Annotated in this window: 23 protein-coding genes; 11 read left to right on the top strand and 12 right to left on the bottom strand. The window is 66.7% G+C overall.

The features are described 5' to 3' along the window. Positions 1-27 precede the first annotated feature (27 nt). From leuS to holA, 3 genes are all read left to right on the top strand, one after another. On the top strand, positions 28-2646 hold the full coding sequence (leuS, locus tag SI859A1_RS19540) for a leucine--tRNA ligase (protein WP_009211389.1): 2619 nt from the start codon (positions 28-30) through the stop codon (positions 2644-2646). After that, on the top strand, positions 2633-3181 hold the full coding sequence (locus SI859A1_RS19535; protein WP_040326061.1) for a hypothetical protein: 549 nt from the start codon (positions 2633-2635) through the stop codon (positions 3179-3181). The genes leuS and SI859A1_RS19535 overlap by 14 nt, the downstream gene beginning before the upstream one ends. Positions 3182-3257: 76 nt before the next feature. Next, the gene (holA, locus tag SI859A1_RS19530) at positions 3258-4298 is read left to right on the top strand and encodes a DNA polymerase III subunit delta (protein WP_009211388.1); all 1041 of its coding nucleotides are present in this window, start codon (positions 3258-3260) and stop codon (positions 4296-4298) included. A 105-nt stretch (positions 4299-4403) separates the two neighbouring features. On the opposite strand, the gene SI859A1_RS19525 is transcribed toward holA, so the two are convergent. The 10 genes from SI859A1_RS19525 to hemE form a co-directional block, all read right to left on the bottom strand. Then, positions 4404-5390, bottom strand: a complete 987-nt coding sequence (locus tag SI859A1_RS19525; protein WP_009211387.1) for a ParB/RepB/Spo0J family partition protein — start codon at positions 5388-5390, stop codon at positions 4404-4406. A gap of 95 nt (positions 5391-5485) precedes the next feature. Beyond that, a complete protein-coding gene (locus tag SI859A1_RS19520; RefSeq protein ID WP_373279299.1) occupies positions 5486-6271 on the bottom strand; it encodes a ParA family protein in 786 nt (261 codons plus the stop codon). Positions 6272-6377: 106 nt separating this feature from the next. Further along, on the bottom strand, positions 6378-7100 hold the full coding sequence (gene rsmG, locus SI859A1_RS19515) for a 16S rRNA (guanine(527)-N(7))-methyltransferase RsmG (RefSeq protein WP_009211385.1): 723 nt from the start codon (positions 7098-7100) through the stop codon (positions 6378-6380). Next, positions 7090-8958, bottom strand: a complete 1869-nt coding sequence (mnmG, locus tag SI859A1_RS19510) for a tRNA uridine-5-carboxymethylaminomethyl(34) synthesis enzyme MnmG (RefSeq protein ID WP_009211384.1) — start codon at positions 8956-8958, stop codon at positions 7090-7092. The genes rsmG and mnmG overlap by 11 nt, the downstream gene beginning before the upstream one ends. Before the next feature lie 110 nt (positions 8959-9068). Beyond that, a complete protein-coding gene (mnmE, locus tag SI859A1_RS19505; protein WP_009211383.1) occupies positions 9069-10490 on the bottom strand; it encodes a tRNA uridine-5-carboxymethylaminomethyl(34) synthesis GTPase MnmE in 1422 nt (473 codons plus the stop codon). 70 nt (positions 10491-10560) lie between these two features. Continuing rightward, positions 10561-11037, bottom strand: coding sequence for a YbaK/EbsC family protein (locus tag SI859A1_RS19500; RefSeq protein WP_040326060.1), 477 nt, complete (start codon positions 11035-11037; stop codon positions 10561-10563). A gap of 155 nt (positions 11038-11192) precedes the next feature. Next, positions 11193-12452 carry a transcription termination factor Rho gene (gene rho / locus SI859A1_RS19495; RefSeq protein ID WP_009211381.1) on the bottom strand — a complete coding sequence of 420 codons (1260 nt, stop codon included), beginning with the start codon at positions 12450-12452 and terminating at the stop codon, positions 11193-11195. A 290-nt stretch (positions 12453-12742) separates the two neighbouring features. Then, entirely contained in the window at positions 12743-13285 is a 543-nt protein-coding gene (locus SI859A1_RS19490) for a gluconokinase (RefSeq protein ID WP_009211380.1), read from the bottom strand. 108 nt (positions 13286-13393) lie between these two features. Beyond that, positions 13394-13897, bottom strand: a complete 504-nt coding sequence (hemJ, locus tag SI859A1_RS19485) for a protoporphyrinogen oxidase HemJ (protein ID WP_009211379.1) — start codon at positions 13895-13897, stop codon at positions 13394-13396. Positions 13898-14041: 144 nt separating this feature from the next. Continuing rightward, the gene (gene hemE / locus SI859A1_RS19480) at positions 14042-15061 is read right to left on the bottom strand and encodes a uroporphyrinogen decarboxylase (RefSeq protein WP_009211378.1); all 1020 of its coding nucleotides are present in this window, start codon (positions 15059-15061) and stop codon (positions 14042-14044) included. A 536-nt stretch (positions 15062-15597) separates the two neighbouring features. Here hemE and SI859A1_RS19475 point away from each other — a divergent pair. The 4 genes from SI859A1_RS19475 to dnaQ all read left to right on the top strand — a co-directional run bounded on the left by SI859A1_RS19475 (position 15598) and on the right by dnaQ (position 18940). After that, positions 15598-16197, top strand: coding sequence for a Maf-like protein (locus SI859A1_RS19475; protein ID WP_009211377.1), 600 nt, complete (start codon positions 15598-15600; stop codon positions 16195-16197). A 76-nt stretch (positions 16198-16273) separates the two neighbouring features. After that, the gene (locus SI859A1_RS19470) at positions 16274-17152 is read left to right on the top strand and encodes a shikimate dehydrogenase (RefSeq protein WP_009211376.1); all 879 of its coding nucleotides are present in this window, start codon (positions 16274-16276) and stop codon (positions 17150-17152) included. A 64-nt stretch (positions 17153-17216) separates the two neighbouring features. Next, a complete protein-coding gene (gene coaE, locus SI859A1_RS19465) occupies positions 17217-17801 on the top strand; it encodes a dephospho-CoA kinase (protein WP_009211375.1) in 585 nt (194 codons plus the stop codon). 419 nt (positions 17802-18220) lie between these two features. Beyond that, a complete protein-coding gene (gene dnaQ / locus SI859A1_RS19460; protein ID WP_009211374.1) occupies positions 18221-18940 on the top strand; it encodes a DNA polymerase III subunit epsilon in 720 nt (239 codons plus the stop codon). Positions 18941-19031: 91 nt separating this feature from the next. Here dnaQ and secB read toward each other — a convergent pair whose 3' ends face one another. Together secB and SI859A1_RS19450 are read right to left on the bottom strand one after the other, a co-directional pair. Continuing rightward, positions 19032-19550 carry a protein-export chaperone SecB gene (gene secB / locus SI859A1_RS19455; RefSeq protein WP_009211373.1) on the bottom strand — a complete coding sequence of 173 codons (519 nt, stop codon included), beginning with the start codon at positions 19548-19550 and terminating at the stop codon, positions 19032-19034. 191 nt (positions 19551-19741) lie between these two features. Beyond that, positions 19742-20281 (bottom strand): FxsA family protein, encoded by a 540-nt coding sequence (locus SI859A1_RS19450; RefSeq protein ID WP_009211372.1) that lies wholly within the window; start codon positions 20279-20281, stop codon positions 19742-19744. 186 nt (positions 20282-20467) lie between these two features. Here SI859A1_RS19450 and SI859A1_RS19445 point away from each other — a divergent pair, with 186 nt between their 5' ends. From SI859A1_RS19445 to SI859A1_RS19430, 4 genes are read left to right on the top strand one after another with little or no spacing between them, the layout of a single operon-like run. Further along, positions 20468-21184 carry a Tim44/TimA family putative adaptor protein gene (locus tag SI859A1_RS19445; RefSeq protein WP_009211371.1) on the top strand — a complete coding sequence of 239 codons (717 nt, stop codon included), beginning with the start codon at positions 20468-20470 and terminating at the stop codon, positions 21182-21184. Between the two features lie 15 nt (positions 21185-21199). Next, positions 21200-22309 carry a murein transglycosylase A gene (gene mltA, locus SI859A1_RS19440; protein ID WP_009211370.1) on the top strand — a complete coding sequence of 370 codons (1110 nt, stop codon included), beginning with the start codon at positions 21200-21202 and terminating at the stop codon, positions 22307-22309. Beyond that, positions 22306-22869, top strand: coding sequence for a Smr/MutS family protein (locus SI859A1_RS19435; RefSeq protein WP_009211369.1), 564 nt, complete (start codon positions 22306-22308; stop codon positions 22867-22869). The genes mltA and SI859A1_RS19435 overlap by 4 nt, the downstream gene beginning before the upstream one ends. Continuing rightward, positions 22866-23264: a type II toxin-antitoxin system RelB family anti-toxin gene (locus tag SI859A1_RS19430; protein ID WP_009211368.1), complete on the top strand. Its 399-nt coding sequence runs from the start codon at positions 22866-22868 to the stop codon at positions 23262-23264. The genes SI859A1_RS19435 and SI859A1_RS19430 overlap by 4 nt, the downstream gene beginning before the upstream one ends. Positions 23265-23303: the final 39 nt, after the last annotated feature.

Raw genomic sequence — 23303 nt, 5'->3', positions numbered from 1 at the left:
GGCGGGACCAGCATCCCGATCGGCCGCATGACCACAGAACGCTACAATCCCCGCGCATCCGAACCTCGCTGGCAGACCGCCTGGAACGAGGCGAAGCTGTTCGAGACCCAGACCGACGCGCCGGGCGAGAAATACTACGTCCTCGAGATGTTTCCCTATCCCTCGGGCCGCATCCATATGGGCCATGTGCGCAATTATGCCATGGGCGACGTGGTCGCGCGCTACCGCCGGGCCAAGGGGTTCAACGTGCTGCATCCGATGGGCTGGGACGCCTTCGGCATGCCGGCCGAGAACGCCGCGATGCAGAACAAGGTGCATCCGCGCGAATGGACCTATCAGAACATCGCGACCATGCGCGGCCAGCTGAAGTCGATGGGCCTGTCGCTGGACTGGTCGCGTGAATTCGCGACCTGCGACGTCGAATACTACCATCGCCAGCAGATGCTGTTCCTCGACTTCCTGGCCAAGGGCTTGGCCTATCGCAAGAAGTCCAAGGTCAACTGGGATCCGGTCGACATGACCGTGCTGGCCAACGAGCAGGTGATCGACGGCAAGGGCTGGCGTTCGGGCGCCGATGTCGAGCAGCGCGAACTGACCCAGTGGTTCTTCCGCATCACCGACTTTGCCGACGACCTGCTGTCGGCCCTCGACCATCTGCCGGGCTGGCCGGAGAAGGTCCGGCTGATGCAGAAGAACTGGATCGGCAAGTCCGAGGGCCTCCTGGTGCGCTGGGCGCTGGACGCGGCGACCAAGCCCGAGGGCATCGACGACGTCACTGTGTTCACCACGCGGCCCGACACGCTGTTCGGCGCCTCCTTCGTGGCCGTCGCCGCCGACCATCCGCTGGCCGCCAGGGCCGCCGAGACGAATCCCGAGCTGCAGACCTTCATCGCCGAATGCCGGCGCCAGGGCACCTCCGCCGCGGCGCTGGAGACGGCCGAGAAGAAGGGCATGCCGACGGGGATCTCCGTCACCCATCCCTTCGACCCGGAATGGAAGCTGCCGGTCTATGTCGCGAATTTCGTGCTGATGGATTACGGCACCGGCGCGGTCTTCGGCTGCCCGGCCCATGACCAGCGCGATCTCGACTTTGCCCGCAAATACGATTTGCCGGTGCGCGCTGTCGTGTTGCCGCAGGGCGCCGATGCCGAGACCTTCGACGTCGGCACCGAGGCCTATGTCGGCGACGGCACGATCTGCCGCTCGGACTTCCTTGACGGCCTGTCGCCGGATGCCGCCTTCGACGCCGTTGCCGAGCGGCTGGAGGCCACCACGCTGAACGGCCGGCCCCAGGCCGAGCGCCAGGTCAATTTCCGCCTGCGCGACTGGGGCATTTCGCGCCAGCGCTACTGGGGCTGCCCGATCCCGGTCCTGCATTGCGAGGCTTGCGGCGTCGTGCCGGAAGCCCGCGAGAACCTGCCGGTCAAGCTGCCGGACGACATCGACTTCGAAAAGCCCGGCAATCCGCTGGACCGCCATCCGACCTGGCGCGACGCCACCTGCCCGCAATGCGGCGGCACGGCGAAGCGCGAGACCGACACGATGGACACCTTCGTCGATTCCTCGTGGTATTTCGCCCGTTTCACGGCGCCGCAGGCGCATGAACCGACCGACCCGCAGGCCGCCAATGCCTGGCTGCCGGTCGACCAGTATATCGGCGGCATCGAGCACGCGATCCTGCACCTGCTCTATTCGCGCTTCTTCGTGCGGGCGATGCGCGAATGCGGCCATGTCGCTCTCGACGAGCCCTTCAAGGGCCTGTTCACCCAAGGCATGGTGGTCCACGAGACCTATCGCGATGGCCGCGAATGGGTCGCCCCGGTGGACGTGGCGATCACCGAAGGCGAGGGGACCCGCACCGCGACGCGCCTGTCGACCGGCAGCGCGATCGAGATCGGCGGCATCGAGAAAATGTCGAAGTCGAAGAAGAACGTCGTCGATCCGGACGACATCATCGCTTCCTACGGCGCCGACACCGCCCGCTGGTTCATGCTGTCGGATTCGCCGCCGGACCGCGACGTGATCTGGACCGAGGCCGGCGTCGAGGGTGCCCACCGCTTCGTCCAGCGCCTGTGGCGCCTCGTCTCCGAGACCGCGCCGCGCATTGCCGGTGCCGACGCAAGCCCGCAGAGCGAGGACGAGGCGGTGCTGACCATCCGCCGCGCCGCCCACCGCGCCGCGGCCGGCGTCGCCGATGACATCGAGCGCCTCGGCTTCAACAAGGCCGTCGCCCGCATCTACGAACTGGTCAATACGCTGGCCGCGTCGGTCTCCGGAGTTTCGGCCGACAGCGACCCGGCCCTGAAGGCCGCGGCCCGCGAAGCCCTGACCATCCTGGTGCGTCTGATCGCGCCGATGATGCCCCATCTGGCGGAAGAATGCTGGACGACCCTGGGCATGGATGGCCTTGCCGCGGCGGCCCCCTGGCCGGACGTCGACCCGGCACTTCTGAAGGACGACAGCATCACCATGCCGGTCCAGATCAACGGCAAGAAGCGCGGCGACTTGACCGTACCGGCTTCGGCCGGCAAACCTGATATCGAACAGGCGGCGCTGGCGCTCGACGTCGTGCAGGCAGCGTTGGCCGGCAATTCGCCGAAGCGCGTCGTGGTCGTCCCCGGGAGAATCGTCAATGTCGTTCTTTGATGCGGGCCGGCCTCGCGCTCTTGCGGCGCTCTGTCTCCTTGCCGGCGGCCTTGCCCTGTCGGGCTGCACCGGACGGCCGCTCTATGCCGGCGGCCTGACCACCGATGTCATGGCGCCGGACGGGCAGCTCGTCTCCCTGCGCGGGCGGATTGCCGTTTCCGAAGCCGGCAATCGCACCCTCCAGATCGTCCGCAACGCCCTGTTGTTCCGGCTGAACCAGGGCACGCGGGTGCGCGAACCGCTCTATACCGTCGCCCTCAGCGGCACCGGCAGCGAGATCGGCATCGCGGTCGAGCCGGGCGGGCAGGCTGCGGCGTCGCTCTACTACATGAGCGCCAGCTACACCCTGACCCGGAACTCCGACGGCACCGTGCTGGCCACCGGCACGCGCACCGAGACGGTGCCGTTCGACCGCACCGGCCAGCTCTACCAGAGCCAGCGGGCGGTGATCGACGCGCGCGACCGGGCCGGCAAGGCTGTTGCCGGACAGATCGAGCTGGAAATCGCCCGTGCGCTGACCAAGGCCGGCGTGTAGACACGTCCCCCAGGCGAAACGCCGGCAGGGCAGGCGGCTCAGGCGACCCCCTTGCCGGCGCAACAGGGACCCTTTCATGGCGCAGAAGAAACCCGGCGAGGTCGAGGCGTTCCTGTCGCGGCCCGACTTCTCCTTTCCGGTCATCCTCCTCTACGGCCCCGATCCCGGCCTCGTCTCCGAGCGTTCCGAGAAGGTCGCCGAGCTCTCCGGTGTCGACCGCAGCGATCCCTTCGCAGCCGTGACACTGGCCGCCGACGAGCTGGAGAAGGACATCGGCCGCCTCTACGACGAGGCGCAGACAGTCTCGATGTTCGGCGGCACGCGCCTCATCCGCGTGCGCGGCGCGGGCAACGGCAAGTCCCTGGCCGAAGCCGTGGCGGAGCTGTCCGCCAAGAAGCTCGACGGCGCCATCGTCATCCTCGAAGCGGGTGACCTCAAGAAGAGCTCGGCCCTGCGCGCCAATGCCGAGCGCGGCAAGTTCGCCATCGCCTTGCCCTGCTATCAGGACGAGGGGCGGGCGATAGACAAGATGATCGACGAGGAGATGCGCGAGAGCGGCCTGACCATCGGCCGCGAGGCGCGGGACGAATTGCGCGCGCGCCTCGGCGCCAACCGCATCGCCTCACGCGGCGAGATCCGCAAGCTCTGCCTCTACGCGCTGGGAACGTCGTCAGTAACGGAAGAGGACGTGCGCGCCATCGTCGGCGACGTCTCGGCCGATACGCTGGAGGAAACCATCGATGCCGCGGCCAGCGGCGAGGTGCGGCGGTTGCCGCATCTCATCGACCGGCTGGTCTCGGCCGGCACCGCCACTTTCCAGCTGCACCAGCAGCTCTTGCGCTATTTCCAGCAATTGCAGACCATGCGGGAGATGGTGGAGAAGGGCGGCGAACCCGTCGGCCGGGTGGTCGAGCGGCGACGCCCGCACTTCCGGCGCAAGCACGCCATGGAGGTCGCCCTCTCGGCCTGGCCGCTCGACGCGATCACCACGATCCTACAGCGGATCGACGCCGATATCCTCGCCAGCCGCAAGGAAGGCGGACTGGCGCTGACCATCACCCGCCAGACCCTGCTCGACGTCGCCGTCGAAGCGGCCCGCCTGCGCACGCGGCACTGATTCACGGATCATCACGGCGAAACAACCTGCCAAGACAACGTCTTACACGGGTACGCAGCAACCAAAGGCGGGATGTTTCACGTGAAACGGAGCGCTCGCGCCCTGTCAGAGATCGCGCTGGCGCGCCGTCTCAGACCCGCGCTGCACCCGCGTCTGAAGCAGGCCGCAGATCTCGTCGAGCTGCTCCAGATCGGCATATTCGATCCGGATCGACCCGCCTTCGCCCTTGACGTCGATCTCGACCGGCATCCCCAGAAGCTCGGCCAGCAGCCGCTCCAGCGCCAGCGCGTCGGAATCCTTCTCGGGCGCCGGTGCGGCCTTCGGCTGGCTCTTGCCGCCGGACGACTTCCTCGGCTTTGCGGTCTCGCCCGTCGCGGGCTGGCGCGCCAGCTCCTCGGCCTCGCGCACGCTGAGGCCGCGCGAGACGATCTGCTTGGCCACGGACACCGGGTCTTCGGCCGTGACCACCGTTCGCGCCGCGCCCGGCGACAACGTCCCGCTGGCCACCATGGTGCGGACTTCCTCCGGCAGCTTCAGAAGCCGCAGCGTATTGGCGACATGGCTCCGGCTCTTGCCCAGCACATCGGCGAGATCGGCCTGGGTATAGCCATGCTCGTTGATCAGCATCTCGTAGCCCAGCGCTTCCTCGACCGCATTGAGGTCGGCGCGCTGGACGTTCTCGATAATGGCGATTTCCAACGACTGGCGGTCGCCGATTTCGCGCATGACCACCGGCACTTCGGTGAGCCCAGCGGCACGCGCTGCCCGCCAGCGGCGCTCGCCAGCGACGATCTCGAAACCGTCCGGCACGCCGGGTCGCGGCCGCACCAGCAGCGGCTGCACGACGCCATGATTCCGCACCGAAGCAGTCAGATCGTCGAGATCGGCCTCGTGAAAGGTGCGCCGCGGATTGTTCGGATTCGGCGAAATCGCATCGATCGGAATATGCCGCTCGGCCGGGATGGCAGGCGGTGCCGGCTGTTCGGCCTGGGCGCCGAAACCCTGACCGGGACGGGCAGGGGCCGATGCACCGGCCCCGATCAGCGAGGCGAGTCCACGCCCGAGACGCTGGCGCGACTTGTCTTCGTTCATCTTGGTCTCCCCGTTCCTCGGCGCGCCCGCGCCATCCCCGCCCGTCGCATCGGGGTCTTCACCCGCCCTTCCGTGATCGCCAAATCGGAAGTTGCTCATGCTGCCTGCAGCCCGCGTTCGCGCTGGATGATCTCCGAGGCCAGCCGGATGTAGGCCTGGCTGCCCGGACATTTCATATCGTAGAGGATCGCCGGCTTGCCGAAGGACGGCGCTTCGGAGACCCGCACATTGCGCGGGATGATCGTCTCGTAGACATGGTCGCCCATATAGGACCGCACGTCCCGCACCACCTGCGCCGCCAGATTGTTGCGACCGTCATACATGGTCAGCACGATGCCGTGCAGGTCGAGCGTCGGGTTCAGCGAGTCGCGGACCTGCTCGACCGTCTGCAGGAGCTGGCTGAGGCCTTCAAGGGCGAAGAACTCGCACTGCAGCGGCACGAGAATGGAATCGGCCGCGGCCATGGCGTTGATGGTCAGGAGGTTCAGCGACGGCGGGCAGTCGATCAGCACGAAGTCGAATTGCGGCGTCTCGACCTGGTGGAAATGCAGCGCGTCGCGCAGCCGGTAGGCGCGGCCGGTCGCGCCTGCGATTTCCATCTCCAAGCCGAGAAGGTCCAGCGTCGACGGAATGAGGCTGAGATTGGGAACGGCCGTCGGCATGGCGGCCTCGGTGATCGAGGACGCTTCGGTCAAGACGTCGTAGGACGACACTTCGCGATTGTCGCGGTCGACGCCCAAACCGGTCGAGGCGTTGCCCTGGGGATCGAGATCGATCAACAGCGCGCGCTTGCCGATCGCGGCCAGTGCCGTCGCAAGGTTGATGGCGGTCGTCGTCTTGCCGACCCCGCCCTTCTGATTTGCAATCGTGATGATCCGCATCGGCTGTCCGCTCATCGCATCCATCGATCCGCTCCGCTCCGCCATCGAGCGGTGTCGGCTGCCGACCGGAGAGGACCGGTCCCGTCTCCGCCAGGGCTGCCGCCGCTCAGCGCGGCGTGATCTCGTCGATCTCGAGGACGACAGATCCGTCATCGAGGCTCGATTCATGCTTTATCATGCTGAATCGCCAATGGGCAGTCGCCGCGTTAATTTCCTGTTCATGGTTGCGCCCCTTCTGGAAGAAGCAGCGCGTATCGGCACGGATATGCGGCGCCACGAGGGCGAACAACTCGGTCAACGACGCCAAGGCCCTAGCGATCACGATATCGGCCTTGGCGAGCACGGCTCCGCAATCCTCGATCCGCGCCCCATGAGCCATTCCGGAAAGACCCAGATCGCGCTGGACCGCCCGCAGGAACGCGATCTTCTTGCTGTTCGCCTCGACAAGATCGACGCTGAGAGCAGGACGCGCAGCGGCGATCACCAGTCCAGGCAGGCCCGCGCCCGACCCCAGATCCACGCAGACCGTCACATTGGGAAGAAGCCGCTCGAGCGCCAGCGAATCGGCGATGTGGCGTGACCAGACATCGCCGATCGTCGCGGGCGCGACGAGGTTCATGCGAGTCTGCCATTCGGTCAGCAGTGCAACGTAGCGGTCAAGTCGCTCCAGCGTTTCACGTGAAACATTCCGTGTGGACAGGAACTCGGCACGCCCCCGCTCCTGCGCCGCTGCAACCTCCGCGGGTCGGGGCTTCGGGGCCGAGCGTGGCTTGTTCGCCGGCCGGACGTAAGGCCTCGCCGGCTTTTCCGAATCGCGATCACGCCGCATGGGAAATCTCCGCCCGGCGCAGCGCAACCAGAATGATCGCCAGGGCCGCGGGGGTCATGCCGTCGATGGCTTCCGCCTCGGCAATCGACGCAGGGCGCCGGTCCGTCAGCTTCTGGCGCAGCTCGTTGGAGAGGCCGACCATCGCCATATAGTTCAGATCGGCCGGGAGGGCCCGTTTCTCGTCCCGGCGCAGCCGCTCCTGATCCTTGCGCTGACGGTCCAGATAAACGTCATAGGCCGCCTCGATCTCGATCCGTTCCCGGATCGGACCCGCGACCTCGGCAAGCTCCGGCCAGACAATGGCGAGCCGATCGAGATCGACATCGGTCTGGGACAGGAGCTGCCACGCGGACCGGCGACGCCCGTCGAGATTGACCGGCAGGCCGTGGCGCTGGGCTTCCGACGGCGTCAGCGTCGATGCTTCCAGCTGGGTGCGCGCTGCTTCCAGCGCCGCTTCGCTCGCCTCGAAGACCGTCCGGCGTTCGGCATCGATGATGGCCAGCGACAGGCCGAGCGGGGTCAGGCGCCGGTCGGCATTGTCGGCACGCAAAGACAGCCGAAACTCGGCCCGCGACGTGAACATGCGATAGGGCTCCGAGACACCGGTGCGGGTGAGATCGTCGATCATCACGCCGATATAGGCGTCGGCCCGGCCGATGGTGACGGCCTTACTGCCGGCGGCCAGAAGGGCGGCGTTCAGCCCGGCGATCAGCCCCTGTGCGGCAGCTTCCTCATAGCCCGTCGTGCCATTGATCTGGCCGGCCAGGAACAGTCCCTCGGCGCGGCGCACGGCCAGCCGGCGGTCGAGCTCGCGTGGATCGACATGGTCGTATTCGATGGCATAGCCGGGCTTGCGCAGTTCGACTCGCTCAAGGCCGGGGATCGACCGCAGGAAGAGCGTCTGTACGTCCTCCGGCAGCGAGGTCGACAGGCCATTCGGGTAAATGATGTCGTCATCCAGACCCTCCGGCTCCAGGAAGATCTGGTGACCGTCGCGATCGCCGAACTTGACGATCTTGTCCTCGATCGAGGGGCAGTAGCGCGGACCGTTGCCGGCGATCTGTCCGGAATACAGCGCCGAACGTCCGAGATTGTCGCGGATGATCGCGTGGGTCTCCGGCGTCGTCCGGGTGATCCCGCAATCGATCTGCCGATTGGCGATGGTCGTCGTCAGATAGGAGAAGGGTACCGGCACATCGTCCGGCGCCTGACGGTCGAGACCGGCCCAGTCGATGGTGCGTCCATCGAGCCGCGCCGGCGTGCCGGTCTTCAACCGGCCGAGCGTCAGGCCCAGGCGGCTGAGCGTTCCCGACAGACCAGTCGAGGGGTCTTCGCCCATCCGGCCCGCCGGGATCTTCTGGTCACCAATATGGATCAGGCCGGAGAGAAAGGTCCCGGTCGTCAGGACGACGGCGCGGCAGGCCATGGTCCCGCCGTCACCGAGAACGATCCCGGTGACGCGGTTCGCGTCGTCGAGGGTGAGATCGGCAACATCGCCCTCGACCACCTCGAGCCCCGACTGGGCGCGAATGGCGGCCTGCATCGCTTCGCGATAGAGACGGCGATCGGCCTGGGTGCGCGGACCGCGCACGGCCGGTCCCTTGCGGCGGTTGAGCAGGCGAAACTGGATGCCCGCGGCATCGGCGACCTGGCCCATCAACCCGCCGAGCGCATCGATCTCGCGGACGAGATGGCCCTTGCCGATCCCGCCAATGGCGGGATTGCAGCTCATCGCCCCGATGGTGTCGAAGCGGTGGGTGACGAGAGCGGTGCGGGCACCGGCGCGCGCGGCCGCGCTGGCCGCTTCGCAGCCCGCATGACCGCCGCCAATGACGACGACATCGAAAGAATGTTCCATGGCGATGGGTAAAGACCGCGTCGTGCGGATCTGTCAATCCGGACAACGCTCAGGCGGCGCGAAACCGGCTCAGTGCGACCTGCGCACAGCGGCCCCACGTTCCACGTGAATCATTTTCCGATGCAGAACTCGGCAAAGATGACTTCGAGCAGATCCTCGACCCCGACTTGGCCGGTGAGCGCGCCGAGCCGGTGGCTCGTTCTGCGCAAGGTCTCGGCGCGGACTTCCGCTGGCATATCAGGCGCGGCCTGGAACTCGGTCAGAAGCCGCAATGCATCGCCGATCAGTTCCCGGTGGCGCGTTCGAGCAGGGACCACATCGTCGGGATCGCCCACGGCCGTCGCGGCAATCTCGGCGATCCGGTCAACCAGGTCGGCAAGCCCTTCGCCGGTGCGGGTGGAGATCGTAAGATCGCAATCTGGGGCGTGAGGCGGAGCGCCACCGGTCAATTTATCCTGATCGATCTTGGTGCGGATGGTGAGGATCGGCCTGGAGGATGTGGACCGATTCTCGTGCGCTTCTTCCGATGCTGGTTCGTGACCGGCAAGCATAAGCGGGTGTTTCACGTGAGTCAGCAGCCCACTCAGCCATTCCAGCGTCGTCGGGCCGGCATGCGGGTCCACCAGTGCCAGGACGAGATCGGCCTCGTCCATCACGCCGCGCGCCCGCTCGATGCCCATCGCCTCGATCCGGTCGGCCGTCTCGCGGATGCCGGCGGTGTCCGAGAAGCGCACGGGGATGCCGCCGAGATCGAGCGTCGCCTCGATGACGTCCCGCGTGGTGCCGGGGATTTCCGTGACGATGGCGACTTCGCGGTCGGCCAGTGCGTTCAGGAGGCTGGACTTGCCGGCATTGGGCGCGCCGACGATCGCCACCTTGAAGCCTTCGCGCAGGATCTCGCCGCGATCAGCCTTGGCGAGATGCGCCCGCATGGCGGCGGCGACCACGGCCACCTGCCGCTCGACGCCGCTGGCGACGTCGTCATCCACATCGCCTTCGTCGGCAAAGTCGAAGGAGGCCTCGATCATCGCCCGGGCATTGGTGAGATCACGCATCCAGCCTTCGTAGAGGGACCGAAGGGCGCCGCCGGCCTGGGCGACGGCCATGCGGCGCTGGGCCTCGGTACTGGCCGCCAGGAGGTCGGCGAGGCCTTCGGCTTCGGTCAGGTCGATGCGGCCATTCTCGAAGCCGCGCCGGGTAAACTCGCCTGCCACGGCCAGACGCACGCCGGGAATGCCGGTGGCAGCCTCCAGGAACGCCGCCACGACCGCGCGCCCGCCATGCAGGTGGAATTCCGCCAGATCCTCGCCGGTAACGCTGCCCGGCCCCGGGAAGAACAGCGCGATGCCCCGGTCGATCGTCCGGTCGGCAGCGTCGCGGAAGCGGCGCAGGCTGGCGCGCCGCTCGGGCGGCACCGATCCCGCCAGGCGCTCCATGACGTCCCGTGCAGCAGGACCGCTGACGCGGACGACAGCCACCCCGGCGGGCAGGGTGCCGGAGGAGAGGGCAGCGATGGTGTCGCTATGGGTCAAGCGGGGCCTCGATGGGCACGATTCAGGATAGCTGCGAGGTCGACACGGCGCGAGCGCCCTGGCAGGAGTTTCATGCGATCCGACAGATCACCGCGCCGGTCGCGCTGCGCAATTGCAGCGGCACGACTTCAAAGACGTGTTTGTGCGTCCCGGCTGCGGCCCAGACAGTCGCATGCTGGAAGAGGTCCTCGTCCATATAGACCGACAGCTCCGCAGTCGCACCGAGCGGCGAGACGCCGCCAATGGCAAAGCCCGTTGCAGAGCGGACGAAATCCGCGTCGGGGCGCTCGAGGGCCTCGCCGATGGTCTGGACCGCCAGAGTCTCGTCGACGCGATTGGCTCCGGATACCAGCAGCAGATAGGCCTTTCCGGTGTCCCTGCCGCGGAAGACCAGAGACTTGACGATCTGGCCGACAGAGGCGCCGACCGCCTGGGCCGCCTCCTCGGCAGAGCGCGCGGAGCTGCTCGTCTCGACGACGGAAATCTTCAGTCCCTTGTCGATTGCCGCCGCCTCGACCCGTGCCACGGCTGCCGGTTTCTCGCCCATTGTCATCCTCCCCCGATGCGTCATGCCGTTTTCGGGCCGGCGGGAAGCGGAATCAAGAGCCCTCTCGCTTGGCTCCTGCGCCGGCGCGCGCTCCATACGAAAACGGCGACCGCTGGGGGTCGCCGTTTCACGTGAATCATGCCTTTGGCGTTCGATCAGGTGTTCATCTGATCGAAGAAATCGGCATTGGTCTTGGTCTGCTTGAGCTTGTCATTGAGGAACTCGATCGCATCGGTCGTGCCCATCGGCGACAGGATACGGCGCAGGACGAAGATCTTCTGCAGATCCCCCTTCGGGACCAGTAGATCCTCCTTGCGGGTACCGGACTTGAGGATGTCCATGGCCGGGTAGATCCGCTTGTCGGCGACCTTGCGGTCGAGCACGATTTCCGAATTGCCGGTGCCCTTGAACTCTTCGAAGATGACCTCGTCCATGCGGCTGCCGGTATCGATCAGCGCCGTCGCGATGATCGTCAGCGAGCCGCCTTCCTCGATATTACGCGCCGCACCGAAGAAGCGCTTCGGCCGCTGCAGGGCGTTGGCGTCGACACCGCCGGTCAGCACCTTGCCGGACGACGGAACGACGGTGTTGTAGGCGCGGCCGAGGCGGGTGATGGAATCCAGGAGGATGACCACGTCGCGGCCGTGCTCGACCAGGCGCTTGGCCTTCTCGATGACCATTTCGGCGACGGCCACGTGGCGCTGCGCCGGCTCGTCGAAGGTTGAGGAGACGACCTCGCCGCGCACCGAGCGCTGCATGTCGGTGACTTCCTCGGGCCGCTCGTCGATCAACAGAACGATGAGGTAGCACTCGGGATGGTTGGCCGTGATCGAATGGGCGATGTTCTGGAGCAGCACCGTCTTGCCGGTACGCGGCGGCGCGACGATCAGGCCGCGCTGGCCCTTGCCGAGCGGCGCGACCAGATCGATCACCCGGGCCGACATGTCCTTCTTGCCGGTGGGCTCGTCGAGCTCCATCTTGAACCGCTCGTCGGGATAGAGCGGCGTCAGATTGTCGAAGTGGCTCTTGTAGCGGATCTTCTCCGGATTGTCGAAGTTGATCGTGTTGACCTTCAGAAGAGCGAAGTAACGCTCGCCTTCCTTGGGACTACGGATCGGACCTTCGACAGTATCGCCGGTCTTCAACTGAAACTTGCGAATCTGCGAAGGCGACACATAGATGTCGTCGGGGCCGGGAAGATAGTTCGCCTCGGGCGAGCGCAGGAACGCGAAACCGTCCTGCAGGATCTCGACGACGCCTTCGCCGATGATCTCGACCTCCTGCGCCGCAAGCTGCTTGAGAATTGCAAACAGCAATTCCTGCTTGCGCAGCACGGAGGCGTTCTCGACGTCGTTCTCTTCGGCGAACGCGATCAGTTCCGGCGCACTCTTGTTCTTCAGGTCCTGAAGTTTCATTCGGGAAAGGCTCTTTACGGGGTTCGTCCGGAAAGTTCTTCCAGACAATCAAGGCGGAGATGGGAAAACGCTGGGCCGGAAACGCGAACTGGTCTGCGGCGGGGGATCGACGCGGCGGAAACGTCGCGCATCGCCCAAAGGCGGGATGTAGGCGCTACACATAGACCGACAATCCCGGCAGCGCAAGGCGTTCGGCGACTGTCGTGGCCTGGCAAGCGCGTTCGGGCGAAGGGCCTGCCGCAGGCGGTCCGTGTCGGACGCCGCAGTGGATCAGCGGCAGAGCCAGTGGATCAGCCTGCCTCCGGAGCCAGCTTCAGCCGCAGCGCCCGCAACGCCGTTGCCACGACCTCGTCCGCCGGCAGATCCACCGACACGACGATGCCGTCCTCGTCGACCTGTAGCGGCTCAAGCGTGTCGAACTGCGATTTCAACAGCGATACCGGCATGAAATGCCCCTGCCGGGTCGCCATGCGCCGGCCGACGAGATCAGGGGTGGCGGTCAGGCAGACGAAGCGCACGCGCGCATCGGCTTCGCGCAGAAGATCGCGATAGCTACGCTTCAGGGCCGAACAGGTGACGACGGTGGACCGCCCCGCATGGGCCTCGGCGCTGATCCAGTCGCGGATGGAGGCCAGCCAGGGTGCCCGGTCGGCATCGTCGAGCGGCGTGCCGGATTCCATCTTGGCGATATTGGCGGCAGGATGAAACTCGTCCGCCTCCGCATAGGGCCAGGCCAGCATTTCGGCGAGGCCCGCCGCGGTCGTCGTCTTGCCGACGCCGGCGGGACCCATCACCACGAGGCTCGTTGCCCGGTCCATCTGCGTATCAGTCATCGATCCCTCGGGGCACGGTCGGCGTCGCGGCACGCGATACGGTTGCGACGACCCGTTTCGCACGGGTGTTGAGAAGAATGCGTCCTGCGTGACAGCATAAGCCAGGGATCAGAACGGTTTCACCACGACGAGGATGACGATCACGATCAACAGGACGGTCGGCACCTCGTTCATGATCCGCCAATGGCGCGCCGGCTTGGTGTTCGCGTCATTGGCGAAGCGCCGCACCGAAGCCGAGAAATAGCCGTGAACGCCGGACATCAGCACGACCAGGGCGATCTTGGCGTGCAGCCAGCCATTGCCGCCGGAAAACCAGCCGCCCTTCACCGCCAGCCAGAGGCCGGCGACCCAGGTGACGATCATCGCCGGGTTGATGATCGCCTTGAGCAGCCGCCGCTCCATGATCTTGAAGGTCTCGGACTGGGGCGTGCCGGTCGCCGCGTCCGCGTGATAGACGAATAGCCGCGGCAGATAGAGCATGCCCGCCATCCAGGCGATCACCGCCAGGATGTGCAGCGTCTTCATCCACAACAGGGCTTCCACCGGCACCAGCCAGAACACGGCGGTGATCACGGCGGCCATGACGGCGAGGGCGATAATGGCCTTCTTCATGCAACGATCCTTCGAGGCTGATGCAGCGCGCCTTCACTGAATGACGCCCGGGACGAGAGACCGGCGGCAGAGCGCCCCGCGACATAACCCGAAGCCGGCGGGCTTCCAAGTCCGGCGCGTGGCGCATGCTGCCCGGCGAGGAACCTAGCCGCGGATGCGCTTCAACAGCGCCTCGACATGGGCGATCGGCGCATCCGGGGTGATGCCGTGGCCGAGATTGAAGATCAGCGGCCCGTCGCCAAGCCCTTCCAGAATCCGGTCGACACCCTCGTCCAGCGCCTTGCCCCCGGCAATCAGCCGCAGCGGATCGAGATTGCCCTGGATCGCGCCTTCGGTCTGCAGCGCGCGCGCCTGGTCCATCGGCACCGTCCAGTCGAGACCGACGGCATTGACGCCGGTCTTCTGGCGATAGCCGTTCAGCAGCGAACCCGCGCCCTTGGCAAAGCCGATGATCTTGGCGTCCGGCACCGCGGCGCGGACCTTCTCGACCATCCGCGCAACGGGCTTCACCGCATAGGCCTCGAAGGTCGCCTCATCCAGCACGCCGGCCCAGGAATCGAAGATCTGGACGCAGTCGGCACCAGCCTGGAGCTGCCGGATCAGATAGTCCGCGCCCATCTCGGCGAGGAGATACAGAAGCTGCTCCATCTCGTCGGGATGGCGATAGCCGAACAGCCGTGCCGGCGCCTGGTCGGGGGTGCCGTGGCCGGCGATCATGTAGGTCGCCACTGTCCAGGGCGCGCCGCAGAAGCCGATCAGCGACGTCTCTTCGGGCAGTTCCTTGCGCAGCCGCGCCACCGTCGCGATCACCGGCGCCAGATGGGTATCGGCGCGGCTCGGATCGAGGCGGGCGATCTCGTCGGGGCGGATCGGCGTCAGCTTCGGTCCTTCGCCCTGCACGAAATGCAGGCCGCGATCGAGCGCATCGGGGATGACGAGAATGTCGGAGAACAGGATCGCCGCGTCGAATCCGAAGCGTCGGATCGGCTGAAGAGTCACTTCCGTCGCAAAGTCGGGATTGTAGCAGAGCTCGAGGAAGCCCCCGGCCGTCTGACGGGTGGCCCGATATTCCGGGAGATAGCGACCGGCCTGCCGCATCAACCACACAGGAGGGGGGAAGATGCGTTCGCCTTCCAGGACACGGACAAGCTTGCGCGTCTTCATCAGGTCAGGGCTCCCATTAAAAAAGAAAGATTTCTTTCAGATGAGTCTTTTGATTCTATGACTCGGTGGATTGCAGGAATTCACAGGGTCCCGCCTAGATGGAGCCCTTAGCAGGATCGTCCACAGGCCGGAATGCCGCATCGTGTCGTCAGGGGACAATCCCGGGGACGATCGCCGGATCCGACCGGTCTATCAGCAGCTTGCGTCCTGATGCCATGGACGGCCTGCCTGGGGATGAGTTTGGGATGACGCGGGACGAATCGCTTTTGTCCCCAGACTTCCGCAATCGCCATGCCCAAGCAGATCCCGTCGTCGATTGTGGACAAGACGGGGGTTTGTCACCGGCCTGACGGATCGAGCCTCCGGCCCATCGACTACTCCCGCACAACCCACAGGCTGCGAAGAATCCCGGGAGGGAATCGGCTTCGCCCTTGTGCCGGCGGGGAGAATCGAGTCCGGCGCCCTCCATGGCAATTCTGCCGGTCAGCGGCTATCAGTCGGGCCGTACGTGACGAAACCGGTACAATGGGATTCACATGTCCAAGGGCATCGTGCTCGCCTCGAGCAGCGTCCACCGCCGCGAGCTTCTGAAGAACGCCGGCATCGATTTCACCGCCGAATCCAGCGATCTCGACGAGCGCGCCATCGAGGCGCCGCTGCTGGAATCCGGTGTCGGGCCGGAGGATGTCGCGGCGATCCTCGCCGAGGCCAAGGCGACGGACGTGTCCGAGCGCCATCCGAACGAGATCGTCATCGGGGCGGACCAGACGCTGTCGCTGGGCGACGAGGTCCTGCACAAGCCGGCCAATATGGAAGAGGCGCGGCGCACGCTTCTGAAACTGTCCGGCCGCACCCACCAGCTGAACAGCGCCGTGGTGCTGGTGGAGGGCGGCAAGGTCACCTGGCGGCACGTCGCCACGGCGACAATCACCCTGCGCGCGCTCGATCCCGGTTTCGTCGGCCGCTATCTCGCCCAGGCCGGCCGCAAGGCGACCACCAGTGTCGGCGCCTACCAGATCGAGAAGGAAGGCATCCAGTTGATGGAGCGGATCGAGGGTGATTATTTCACCATCATCGGCCTGCCGCTGCTGCCCTTGCTGAAGGAATTGCGGGAGCGCGGCGAAATCGATGGCTGATGCGGACTGGACGCCGAAACCCTATGTCAGCGGCGCCGAGCGCCCGCGCGGTGAAGGCTCGATCTTCGATCCCAACGTGACACCCGCCAGGACCGACGGCCCGCGCGCCTTCGTCACCGGCTGGCCGGTCTGGCATTCCCGCTCCCCGGCCATCCATCGCAGCTGGCTGAAGGAATTCGGCCTCGCCGGCTCCTACGAGCGGGTCGGGGTGCCCCCCGAGGAGATCGGCGAGTTCCTCAAGACGCTGCGCCGCCAAGGCTATGTCGGCGGCAACGTGACCATTCCCCACAAGCTGGCGGCGCTGGAAGCCGTGTCCCGCCGCGACGCCGCGGCCGAGGCGATCGGCGCGGTCAACACGATCTGGTTCGAAAAGTCCGGCCGCATGGTCGGCGGCAACACCGATGCCTATGGCTTCGCGGCCAATCTCGACGAGAGGCTGCCGGGCTGGGCCGACGCCGAAATCGCCACCGTGCTGGGCGCCGGCGGTGCCTCCCGCGCGGTGATCTTCGCGCTTCTCAAACGCGGCGTGAAACAGGTACGGGTGGTCAACCGCACCATCGAGCGGGCCGAGGAACTGGCCGCCCGCTTCGGCCCGCGCGTCTCCGCCCACGCCGAATCCGAACGCAAGGCGCAGCTCGCAGCCGCCGACCTTCTGGTCAATACGGTGCCGATCCCAGCGCCCGATCCCGACGACGAGACGCCCGACTGGTTCGAGCCGCGGCTGCCGGATCTCTCGGCCCTCCGCGTCGGTGCTTTTGTGACCGATATCGTCTATGTGCCTCTGATGACTCCGATTCTCGCCGCCGCGGCGGAGCGGGGGTTGCGCCATTGCGACGGTCTCGGCATGCTGCTGCATCAGGCGGTGCCTGGTTTCGAACGCTGGTTCGGCCAGCGGCCCGAGGTGTCCGAGACCCTGCGGGCCAAGATCGTCACCGACATCGAAAACGGCGTATGAGCAGAAATTCTGCGATTCATACACATTGCCTGACGCGCGATTTCGCGGGCCTGTGGTGCAGCCGATGATCGTGCTCGGCCTCACCGGCTCCATCGGCATGGGCAAGTCCACCACCGCGGCGATGTTCGCGGAACGGGGCGTGCCCGTCCACGATGCCGACGCCGCCGTCCATCGCCTCTATGCCGGACGCGCCGCGCCGCTGATCGAGGCTGCCTTTCCCGGCACCGTCGTCGACGGTGTGGTCGATCGCAAGGCGCTGTCGGCAAGGGTCGTCGACGATCCGGGCGCGATGCGCCGCCTGGAGGCGATCGTCCATCCGCTGGTCGGCGAAGAGGAGCGCACCTTCCTGAATAGCGCCCGCCGGTCCGGAGCAGCGCTGGCGGTTCTCGACATTCCGCTGCTGTTCGAAACCGGCGCCGACAAGCGATGCGACAAGACGCTGGTTGTGACCGCCAGCCCGGAGATCCAGCGTGAGCGCGTGCTCGCTCGACCGGAGATGAGCGAGGCGAAGTTCGCGTCGCTGATGGCCCGCCAGATGCCCGATGCCGACAAGCGCGAACGCGCCGACTATGTCATCGACACCGGAAATGGCATGGAGGCCGCGCGCCTCGCCGTGACCGCCATCATCATGCGCCACGCCGCCGGCTGACGCCGTTCGCGGTCGCCGCTCCGTCAGGCGGCCGCGATCAGGACGGGCCGGCTTCGGACGCAAGGAAATGCACAGCCCGACGGTTGCGCGCGCGCCTGGCCCGGCAAGGCTCGCGGTTCACGAGTCCGATAGCATCCTGCGCCATCGCATCGCGAAGCCTGCGATCAGACGGCGCCGTCGCCATGCCCCCAACAGAATTCTTCCACTGACGCCGGGCCGATGTGCTTGCCCTGGGTCATGCGACGAGCCCGTAACGGGAACTGGCGAACATCATGCAGAGAACGCCAGCACTCACGCGATACTCTGTAAGAACATAAAGTGAACATGCATCGAAGCTCGGGGATACTTCGAGCGGATGCCGGCAAGCTCTTGTCTCGCGTCTTCCGGTCACGGAAAAGGGGCCGTCAGCGGGAGCCCTCATGCGCGAAATCGTCTTCGATACCGAAACCACCGGCCTTGATCCGGATGTCGAGCGGGTCATCGAGATCGGCGGGGTGGAATTGTGGAACCACATTCCGACCGGCAAGAACTACCACGCCTTCATCCGTCCGGCGGGCCGCAAGGTCGACCCGGCCGCCTTCGACGTGCATGGTATTTCCGACGACTTCCTGGCCGACAAGCCGCTGTTCTCCGAGATCGCGGACGAGTTCCTGGAGTTCTTTTCCGGTGCCAAGCTGATCGCCCATAACGCCGCCTTCGACGTCCGCTTCCTCAATGCCGAACTGAAGCGCATCGACCAGCCGCCGATCGATCCGAGCGTCGTGATCGACACCCTGCCCATGGCGCGGCGCAAGTTCCCCATGGCGCCGGCAACGCTCGACGCACTCTGCTCGCGCTTTTCGGTCGACACCTCGCGCCGAGACAAGCATGGCGCCCTGCTCGATTCCGAGCTTCTGGCGGAAGTCTATATCGAGCTGATCGGCGGCCGGCAGGCGGCACTGGGCCTGGCTGTCGAGGAAGATGCCCACGAGGATGCCGACGGCAATGTCTGGCGGATCGCGCCGCGGCCCGTGCCGCTGCCGTCGCGCCTGTCGCAGGACGAGATCGTGCGGCACCGTGCCTTCGTCTCCACCCTTGGCGACGAGGCGATCTGGTGGAACTATCTGGAGCGGCCGGAGGCCGAGGCGTCCCCGGGCTGAGCCCGGCCGCATTCACCAGACAGGCGCACCATGAAAAACGCCGGCAAACCCGATGGGCTGCCGGCGTCCTCTTGTGTTCTGAGACCGCAGCTTAGCTGGGCTGAACCTGCTGGCGAGCGCGCTCTTCGGCCATGCGCTGCTGGAACAGCTGGGCGAAGTCGATCGGGTCGATCATCAGCGGCGGGAAGCCGCCATTGCGGGTGATGTCGGCCATCACCTGGCGCGCGAAGGGGAACAGCAGGCGCGGGCACTCGATGAACAGCACCGGCAGGAGATGCTCCTGCGGGAAGTTCTGCAGCTTGAAGACGCCGCCATATTCCAGCTCGACGGCGAACATCATGTCTTCGCCTTCGCCGGCCTTGGCGTTCAGCGTCAGGCGCACGTCGTAGTCGCCGTCCGAACCCTGGATCGGGTTGGCACCGACATTGACGCCGATATTGATGTTCGGCGCCTTGGTCTGGCCGCGCAGGACACCCGGTGCGTTCGGGCTCTCGAAGGAGAGGTCGCGAATATACTGCGTCAGGATGTTGATGCGGGGCGGGTTGGCGTTCTCGTCGCCGCCGGCGCCGTTGCCGCCATTCGTCGCATTCAGATCGTTGGTCTCGGACATGGTCTGCTCCCGTATCGCTGATGACCCGGCAGGGCCGGCGCCTGTTCGCGCGCTCGTGCCGGGTGAAGAGCCGGAGGGGCCGACGGTCCGTCCGGCAGGAAAAACACGGGGGCGAGCGCTATCACGCGGGGGGCATCAGAACAAGACGATCCGCGGCCGGGCGCAAGCGGCCCGGCATCCGCGTCACCCGCTCAATGCAGGCGGCGACCGTTGGTCCCGCCATCGCCATCCTCCGGCTCGTGCCAGGGCGATGCCGGATCGGGCCCGCGGCGAAATTCCTCGCCTGACAGATCGACGACGTCGGGACCGGCCGCATAGGGCGGTTCGCGGCGCGGCTGCCCGCCCATGCCTGACCCGAAGCTGTTCTGGCCGACGACGACGACGCGGGATTTCAGGAAGTCGAAGATGCGCGAGCGAACGCCCGGCACGAACAGCAGGAAGCCGAGCGCGTCGGTGACGAGGCCCGGGGTCAGCAGGAGGACGCCGGCCATGGCGATCATCACGCCGCTGACGAGATCGCGGCCCGGCACGCGGCCGGCGCCGATCTCGGTCTGGATACGGGCCAGCGTCGAAATGCCCTGCTGTTTCAACAGGATCGAGCCGATCACGGCGGTCAGGATGACGAGACCCAGCGTCGGCCACAGGCCGATGGCATTGCCCACCAGGATGAACACCGCGATCTCCAGGATCGGGATGGCGAGCAGCAGAAAGGGTATCAGGGCGAAGGGCATGGTCCGTCTTCTCCTTGCGCGGCCGTTCGATGGCCGAGGCCCGCCTTTGCGGGCCCGCGGCCGGACATGTGCGGTTTGGCCGCCGCATCAGGACATAGGAACTGCGGAAACAAATTTGAATGCGTCGCCCCTCGTCTCTATATGACGGCGGATGACTTGACCGGCCACTAGGGGTGACGACGCGCAATGAGTTTTGGGACGATCTTCTTTATCATTGTTGCGGCGATCGTCCTGTTTCAGCTGCGAAGCGTTCTGGGCAAGCGTACGGGCAACGAGCGCCCGCCCTTCGACCCCTATTCGCGCCGGGATGCGCCGCGCGACGACGCGGCGCGCAACGACAATGTCGTGACCCTGCCGAACCGCCGCGGCGGCACCGAGATCGAAGGCGAGGCGGCACCGGCGGCCACCCCCTATGAGGCGATCGACAAGGTCGCCAAGCCGGGCACACCGGTGAATGCCGAGTTGCGCCGGATCCGCGACGCCGATCCGTCCTTCGACCCGAAGGAATTCCTGGACGGTGCCAAGGTCGCCTATGAAATGATCGTGACCGCCTTTGCCGATGGCGACCGCAAGCTTCTCAAGAACCTCCTGTCCCCGGATGTCTACCAGGGCTTCGAGCAGGCGATCAGCGAGCGCGAGCAGCGCGACGAGCGCATGCAGTTCTCCTTCGTCGGCATCGACGACGCCACGATTGTCGGGGCCGAGCAGAAGGACCGCGAGGCGATGGTCACCCTGCGCATCGTCGCGCAGGTCATTTCGGCCGTCGTGAAGCCCGACGAGACCGTGGTCGACGGCGATCTGGAAACGGTCGTCGAGGTCAAGGACGTGTGGACCTTCGCCCGCGACACGCGCTCGCGCGATCCGAACTGGAAGCTGGCCGGGACCGAGTCCGAAGACGCGTGAGCCGGAGCGGCGACGATGACGGCATTCGTTCGCCGGCAATGGTCGGATCTGGAGGGCTGGGACGGCGCTGATCATGCATCGGCGCTGTCGGCCTTTCGCGCCAGTGCGGCCCGGCTCGAACAGGGCAGCTTTCCCACCGGGTCGCTCGGGATCGACGCCGATGCGTTTGCCGAGGCCGCCCGCGCCGCGCTGCAAGTGACCGGCGCGTTGGGCCAGGCCGAGGCCCGCGCCTTCTTCGAACGCCACTTCGAGCCGCTGCATATCCGTCCCGACGAAGCGGAAGCGGCTCAATCCGGCTTCGTCACCGGCTATTACGAGCCCGTCGTCGCCGGCTCGCCGGTGCGCACCGAACGCTACCGCTTTCCCCTGTATGCCCCGCCGCCGGATCTCGTGAAGATCGACGACGTTTCGCGGCCGCCCGGTCTCGATCCCTATTTCCGCTTCGCCCGCCGCAAGCCTTGCGGCCTTCTGGAGGAATATGCCGACCGCGCCGCCATCGAGGCGGGCGCGCTGGACGGCATGGGCCTCGAGATCGCCTGGCTGGCCGACCCGGTCGACGCGTTCTTCATCCATATCCAGGGCTCGGCGCGCCTTGCCTATGAGGATGGCCGGCAGGTCCGCGTCGGTTATGCCGCCAAGACTGGGCACCGCTTCACCGCCATCGGCCGTATCCTGGTGGACGAGGGCGAGCTGACCCTCGCCGAAGCCGACATGGACGGCATCAGGGCGTGGCTGGCGGCGCATCCGGATCGCGTGCGCAGCCTGTTCGACCGCAACCGCTCCTTCATCTTCTTCCGCGAGACGCCGGTGGAGGATCCCGTGCTGGGTCCCGTCGGCGCCGCCAAGGTGCCGCTGACGCCGCTGGCCTCCATCGCCGTCGACCGCGAACTGGCGACCTTCGGCGTGCCCTACTTTATCGCGGCGCCGGATCTTGCCATCGACGGCGTACCGTTCCGCCGCCTGATGGTGGCGCAGGACACCGGCTCGGCCATTCTCGGCCCGGCCCGGGCCGACATCTTCGTCGGCTCGGGCGATGCGGCCGGTCGGATCGCCGGGCGAATTCGCCATGCCGCCGACTTCACCATTCTCGTGCCGCCGGCGCTGGCGGCTCGCCTCGTCCGATGAAGCGCCGTCGTCGCACGCTCAGCGTCGAGGATGCGCGCCTGTGGGCCAGCGTCGCCCGCTCGGCGGTGCCGCTGAAGGGCAAGTCGCATCCGCAGATGCCGCCCGAGGACGCACCGGAACTCCCGGCTGCGCCGCCACCGGTCGGTCGCAAGGGTTCGAAGACGGCAGCTCCCGCCCTGCCGGCGCCGATCCGGCAGCCGCCGCCACAGCCGCGACTGACGCAGCACCCGTTCGAGCGTCCGACCCGCCGCAAGATCTCCAAGGGGCGGCTGCCCATCGAGGCGCGGATCGATCTGCACGAGATGACCCAGGGCGTCGCCCATGACGCGCTGGTGAGCTTCCTGCGCCAGTCCCAGGCCATGGGCCTGCGCCATGTGCTGGTGATCACCGGACGGGGCGGATCGGGCGGGCATTTCGGCTCGCGCGGCGTCCTGCGCCGGGTCGTGCCCATGTGGTTCGGCAGTCCGGAATTCCGCCCGCTCGTCTCCGGCTTCGACAGCGCCGAGCGCCATCATGGCGGCGATGGTGCGCTCTATGTGCGCGTCAGGCGGTTCGGATGACCCCCTTCGGCGAAAAGGTCCGGGCATTCCGCAAGGAGCGCGGTGTCACCCAGAGCCAGATGGCGGCGGCGCTCGGGGTTTCCAGCGCCTATCTCTCGGCGCTGGAGCACGGCCGCCGTGGCCGACCGACCTGGGATCTGCTGCAGCGGATCATCGGCTATCTCAACGTCATCTGGGACGACGCCGAGGAGCTGGAGCGTCTGGCCGAACTCTCGCATCCCAAGGTCACGGTCGAAACGGCCGGCCTCGGCCCCGATGCGACGGCACTGGCCAACCGGCTGGCCGAAACCATCGCCATCCTGCCCGAAGCGGATCTGAAGCGCCTGCGCGCCGAGCTGGAAGAGGCCGCCACCCGGGCCGAAGACGCCCTGCGGGCCCGTCGCCGCCGCCGCTGAACGCAGGCACCCGGGGAAGACTCACGTGAAACAGGGTGG

Source organism: Aurantimonas manganoxydans SI85-9A1, from assembly GCF_000153465.1.
GTDB classification, from domain to species: Bacteria; Pseudomonadota; Alphaproteobacteria; order Rhizobiales; family Rhizobiaceae; genus Aurantimonas; species Aurantimonas manganoxydans.
The sequence above is the reverse complement of the archived record's forward strand: the minus strand, read 5'-3'. Positions and strand labels throughout refer to the sequence as shown.

What these genes read in the sequence shown, in the direction of transcription:
- dnaQ (WP_009211374.1), top strand. Translation starts at nt 18,221, where the DNA reads ATGCGCGAAATCGTCTTCGATACCGAAACCACCGGCCTTGATCCGGAT.
- SI859A1_RS19490 (WP_009211380.1), bottom strand. Translation starts at nt 13,285, where the DNA reads ATGACTGATACGCAGATGGACCGGGCAACGAGCCTCGTGGTGATGGGT.
- holA (WP_009211388.1), top strand. Translation starts at nt 3,258, where the DNA reads ATGGCGCAGAAGAAACCCGGCGAGGTCGAGGCGTTCCTGTCGCGGCCC.
- rsmG (WP_009211385.1), bottom strand. Translation starts at nt 7,100, where the DNA reads ATGCGGCGTGATCGCGATTCGGAAAAGCCGGCGAGGCCTTACGTCCGG.
- SI859A1_RS19535 (WP_040326061.1), top strand. Translation starts at nt 2,633, where the DNA reads ATGTCGTTCTTTGATGCGGGCCGGCCTCGCGCTCTTGCGGCGCTCTGT.
- SI859A1_RS19525 (WP_009211387.1), bottom strand. Translation starts at nt 5,390, where the DNA reads ATGAACGAAGACAAGTCGCGCCAGCGTCTCGGGCGTGGACTCGCCTCG.
- SI859A1_RS19475 (WP_009211377.1), top strand. Translation starts at nt 15,598, where the DNA reads ATGTCCAAGGGCATCGTGCTCGCCTCGAGCAGCGTCCACCGCCGCGAG.
- SI859A1_RS19435 (WP_009211369.1), top strand. Translation starts at nt 22,306, where the DNA reads ATGAAGCGCCGTCGTCGCACGCTCAGCGTCGAGGATGCGCGCCTGTGG.
- hemJ (WP_009211379.1), bottom strand. Translation starts at nt 13,897, where the DNA reads ATGAAGAAGGCCATTATCGCCCTCGCCGTCATGGCCGCCGTGATCACC.
- SI859A1_RS19445 (WP_009211371.1), top strand. Translation starts at nt 20,468, where the DNA reads ATGAGTTTTGGGACGATCTTCTTTATCATTGTTGCGGCGATCGTCCTG.
- leuS (WP_009211389.1), top strand. Translation starts at nt 28, where the DNA reads ATGACCACAGAACGCTACAATCCCCGCGCATCCGAACCTCGCTGGCAG.
- mnmG (WP_009211384.1), bottom strand. Translation starts at nt 8,958, where the DNA reads ATGGAACATTCTTTCGATGTCGTCGTCATTGGCGGCGGTCATGCGGGC.
- secB (WP_009211373.1), bottom strand. Translation starts at nt 19,550, where the DNA reads ATGTCCGAGACCAACGATCTGAATGCGACGAATGGCGGCAACGGCGCC.
- mltA (WP_009211370.1), top strand. Translation starts at nt 21,200, where the DNA reads ATGACGGCATTCGTTCGCCGGCAATGGTCGGATCTGGAGGGCTGGGAC.
- SI859A1_RS19520 (WP_373279299.1), bottom strand. Translation starts at nt 6,271, where the DNA reads ATGCGGATCATCACGATTGCAAATCAGAAGGGCGGGGTCGGCAAGACG.
- hemE (WP_009211378.1), bottom strand. Translation starts at nt 15,061, where the DNA reads ATGAAGACGCGCAAGCTTGTCCGTGTCCTGGAAGGCGAACGCATCTTC.
- coaE (WP_009211375.1), top strand. Translation starts at nt 17,217, where the DNA reads ATGATCGTGCTCGGCCTCACCGGCTCCATCGGCATGGGCAAGTCCACC.
- SI859A1_RS19450 (WP_009211372.1), bottom strand. Translation starts at nt 20,281, where the DNA reads ATGCCCTTCGCCCTGATACCCTTTCTGCTGCTCGCCATCCCGATCCTG.
- SI859A1_RS19500 (WP_040326060.1), bottom strand. Translation starts at nt 11,037, where the DNA reads ATGGGCGAGAAACCGGCAGCCGTGGCACGGGTCGAGGCGGCGGCAATC.
- SI859A1_RS19430 (WP_009211368.1), top strand. Translation starts at nt 22,866, where the DNA reads ATGACCCCCTTCGGCGAAAAGGTCCGGGCATTCCGCAAGGAGCGCGGT.
- rho (WP_009211381.1), bottom strand. Translation starts at nt 12,452, where the DNA reads ATGAAACTTCAGGACCTGAAGAACAAGAGTGCGCCGGAACTGATCGCG.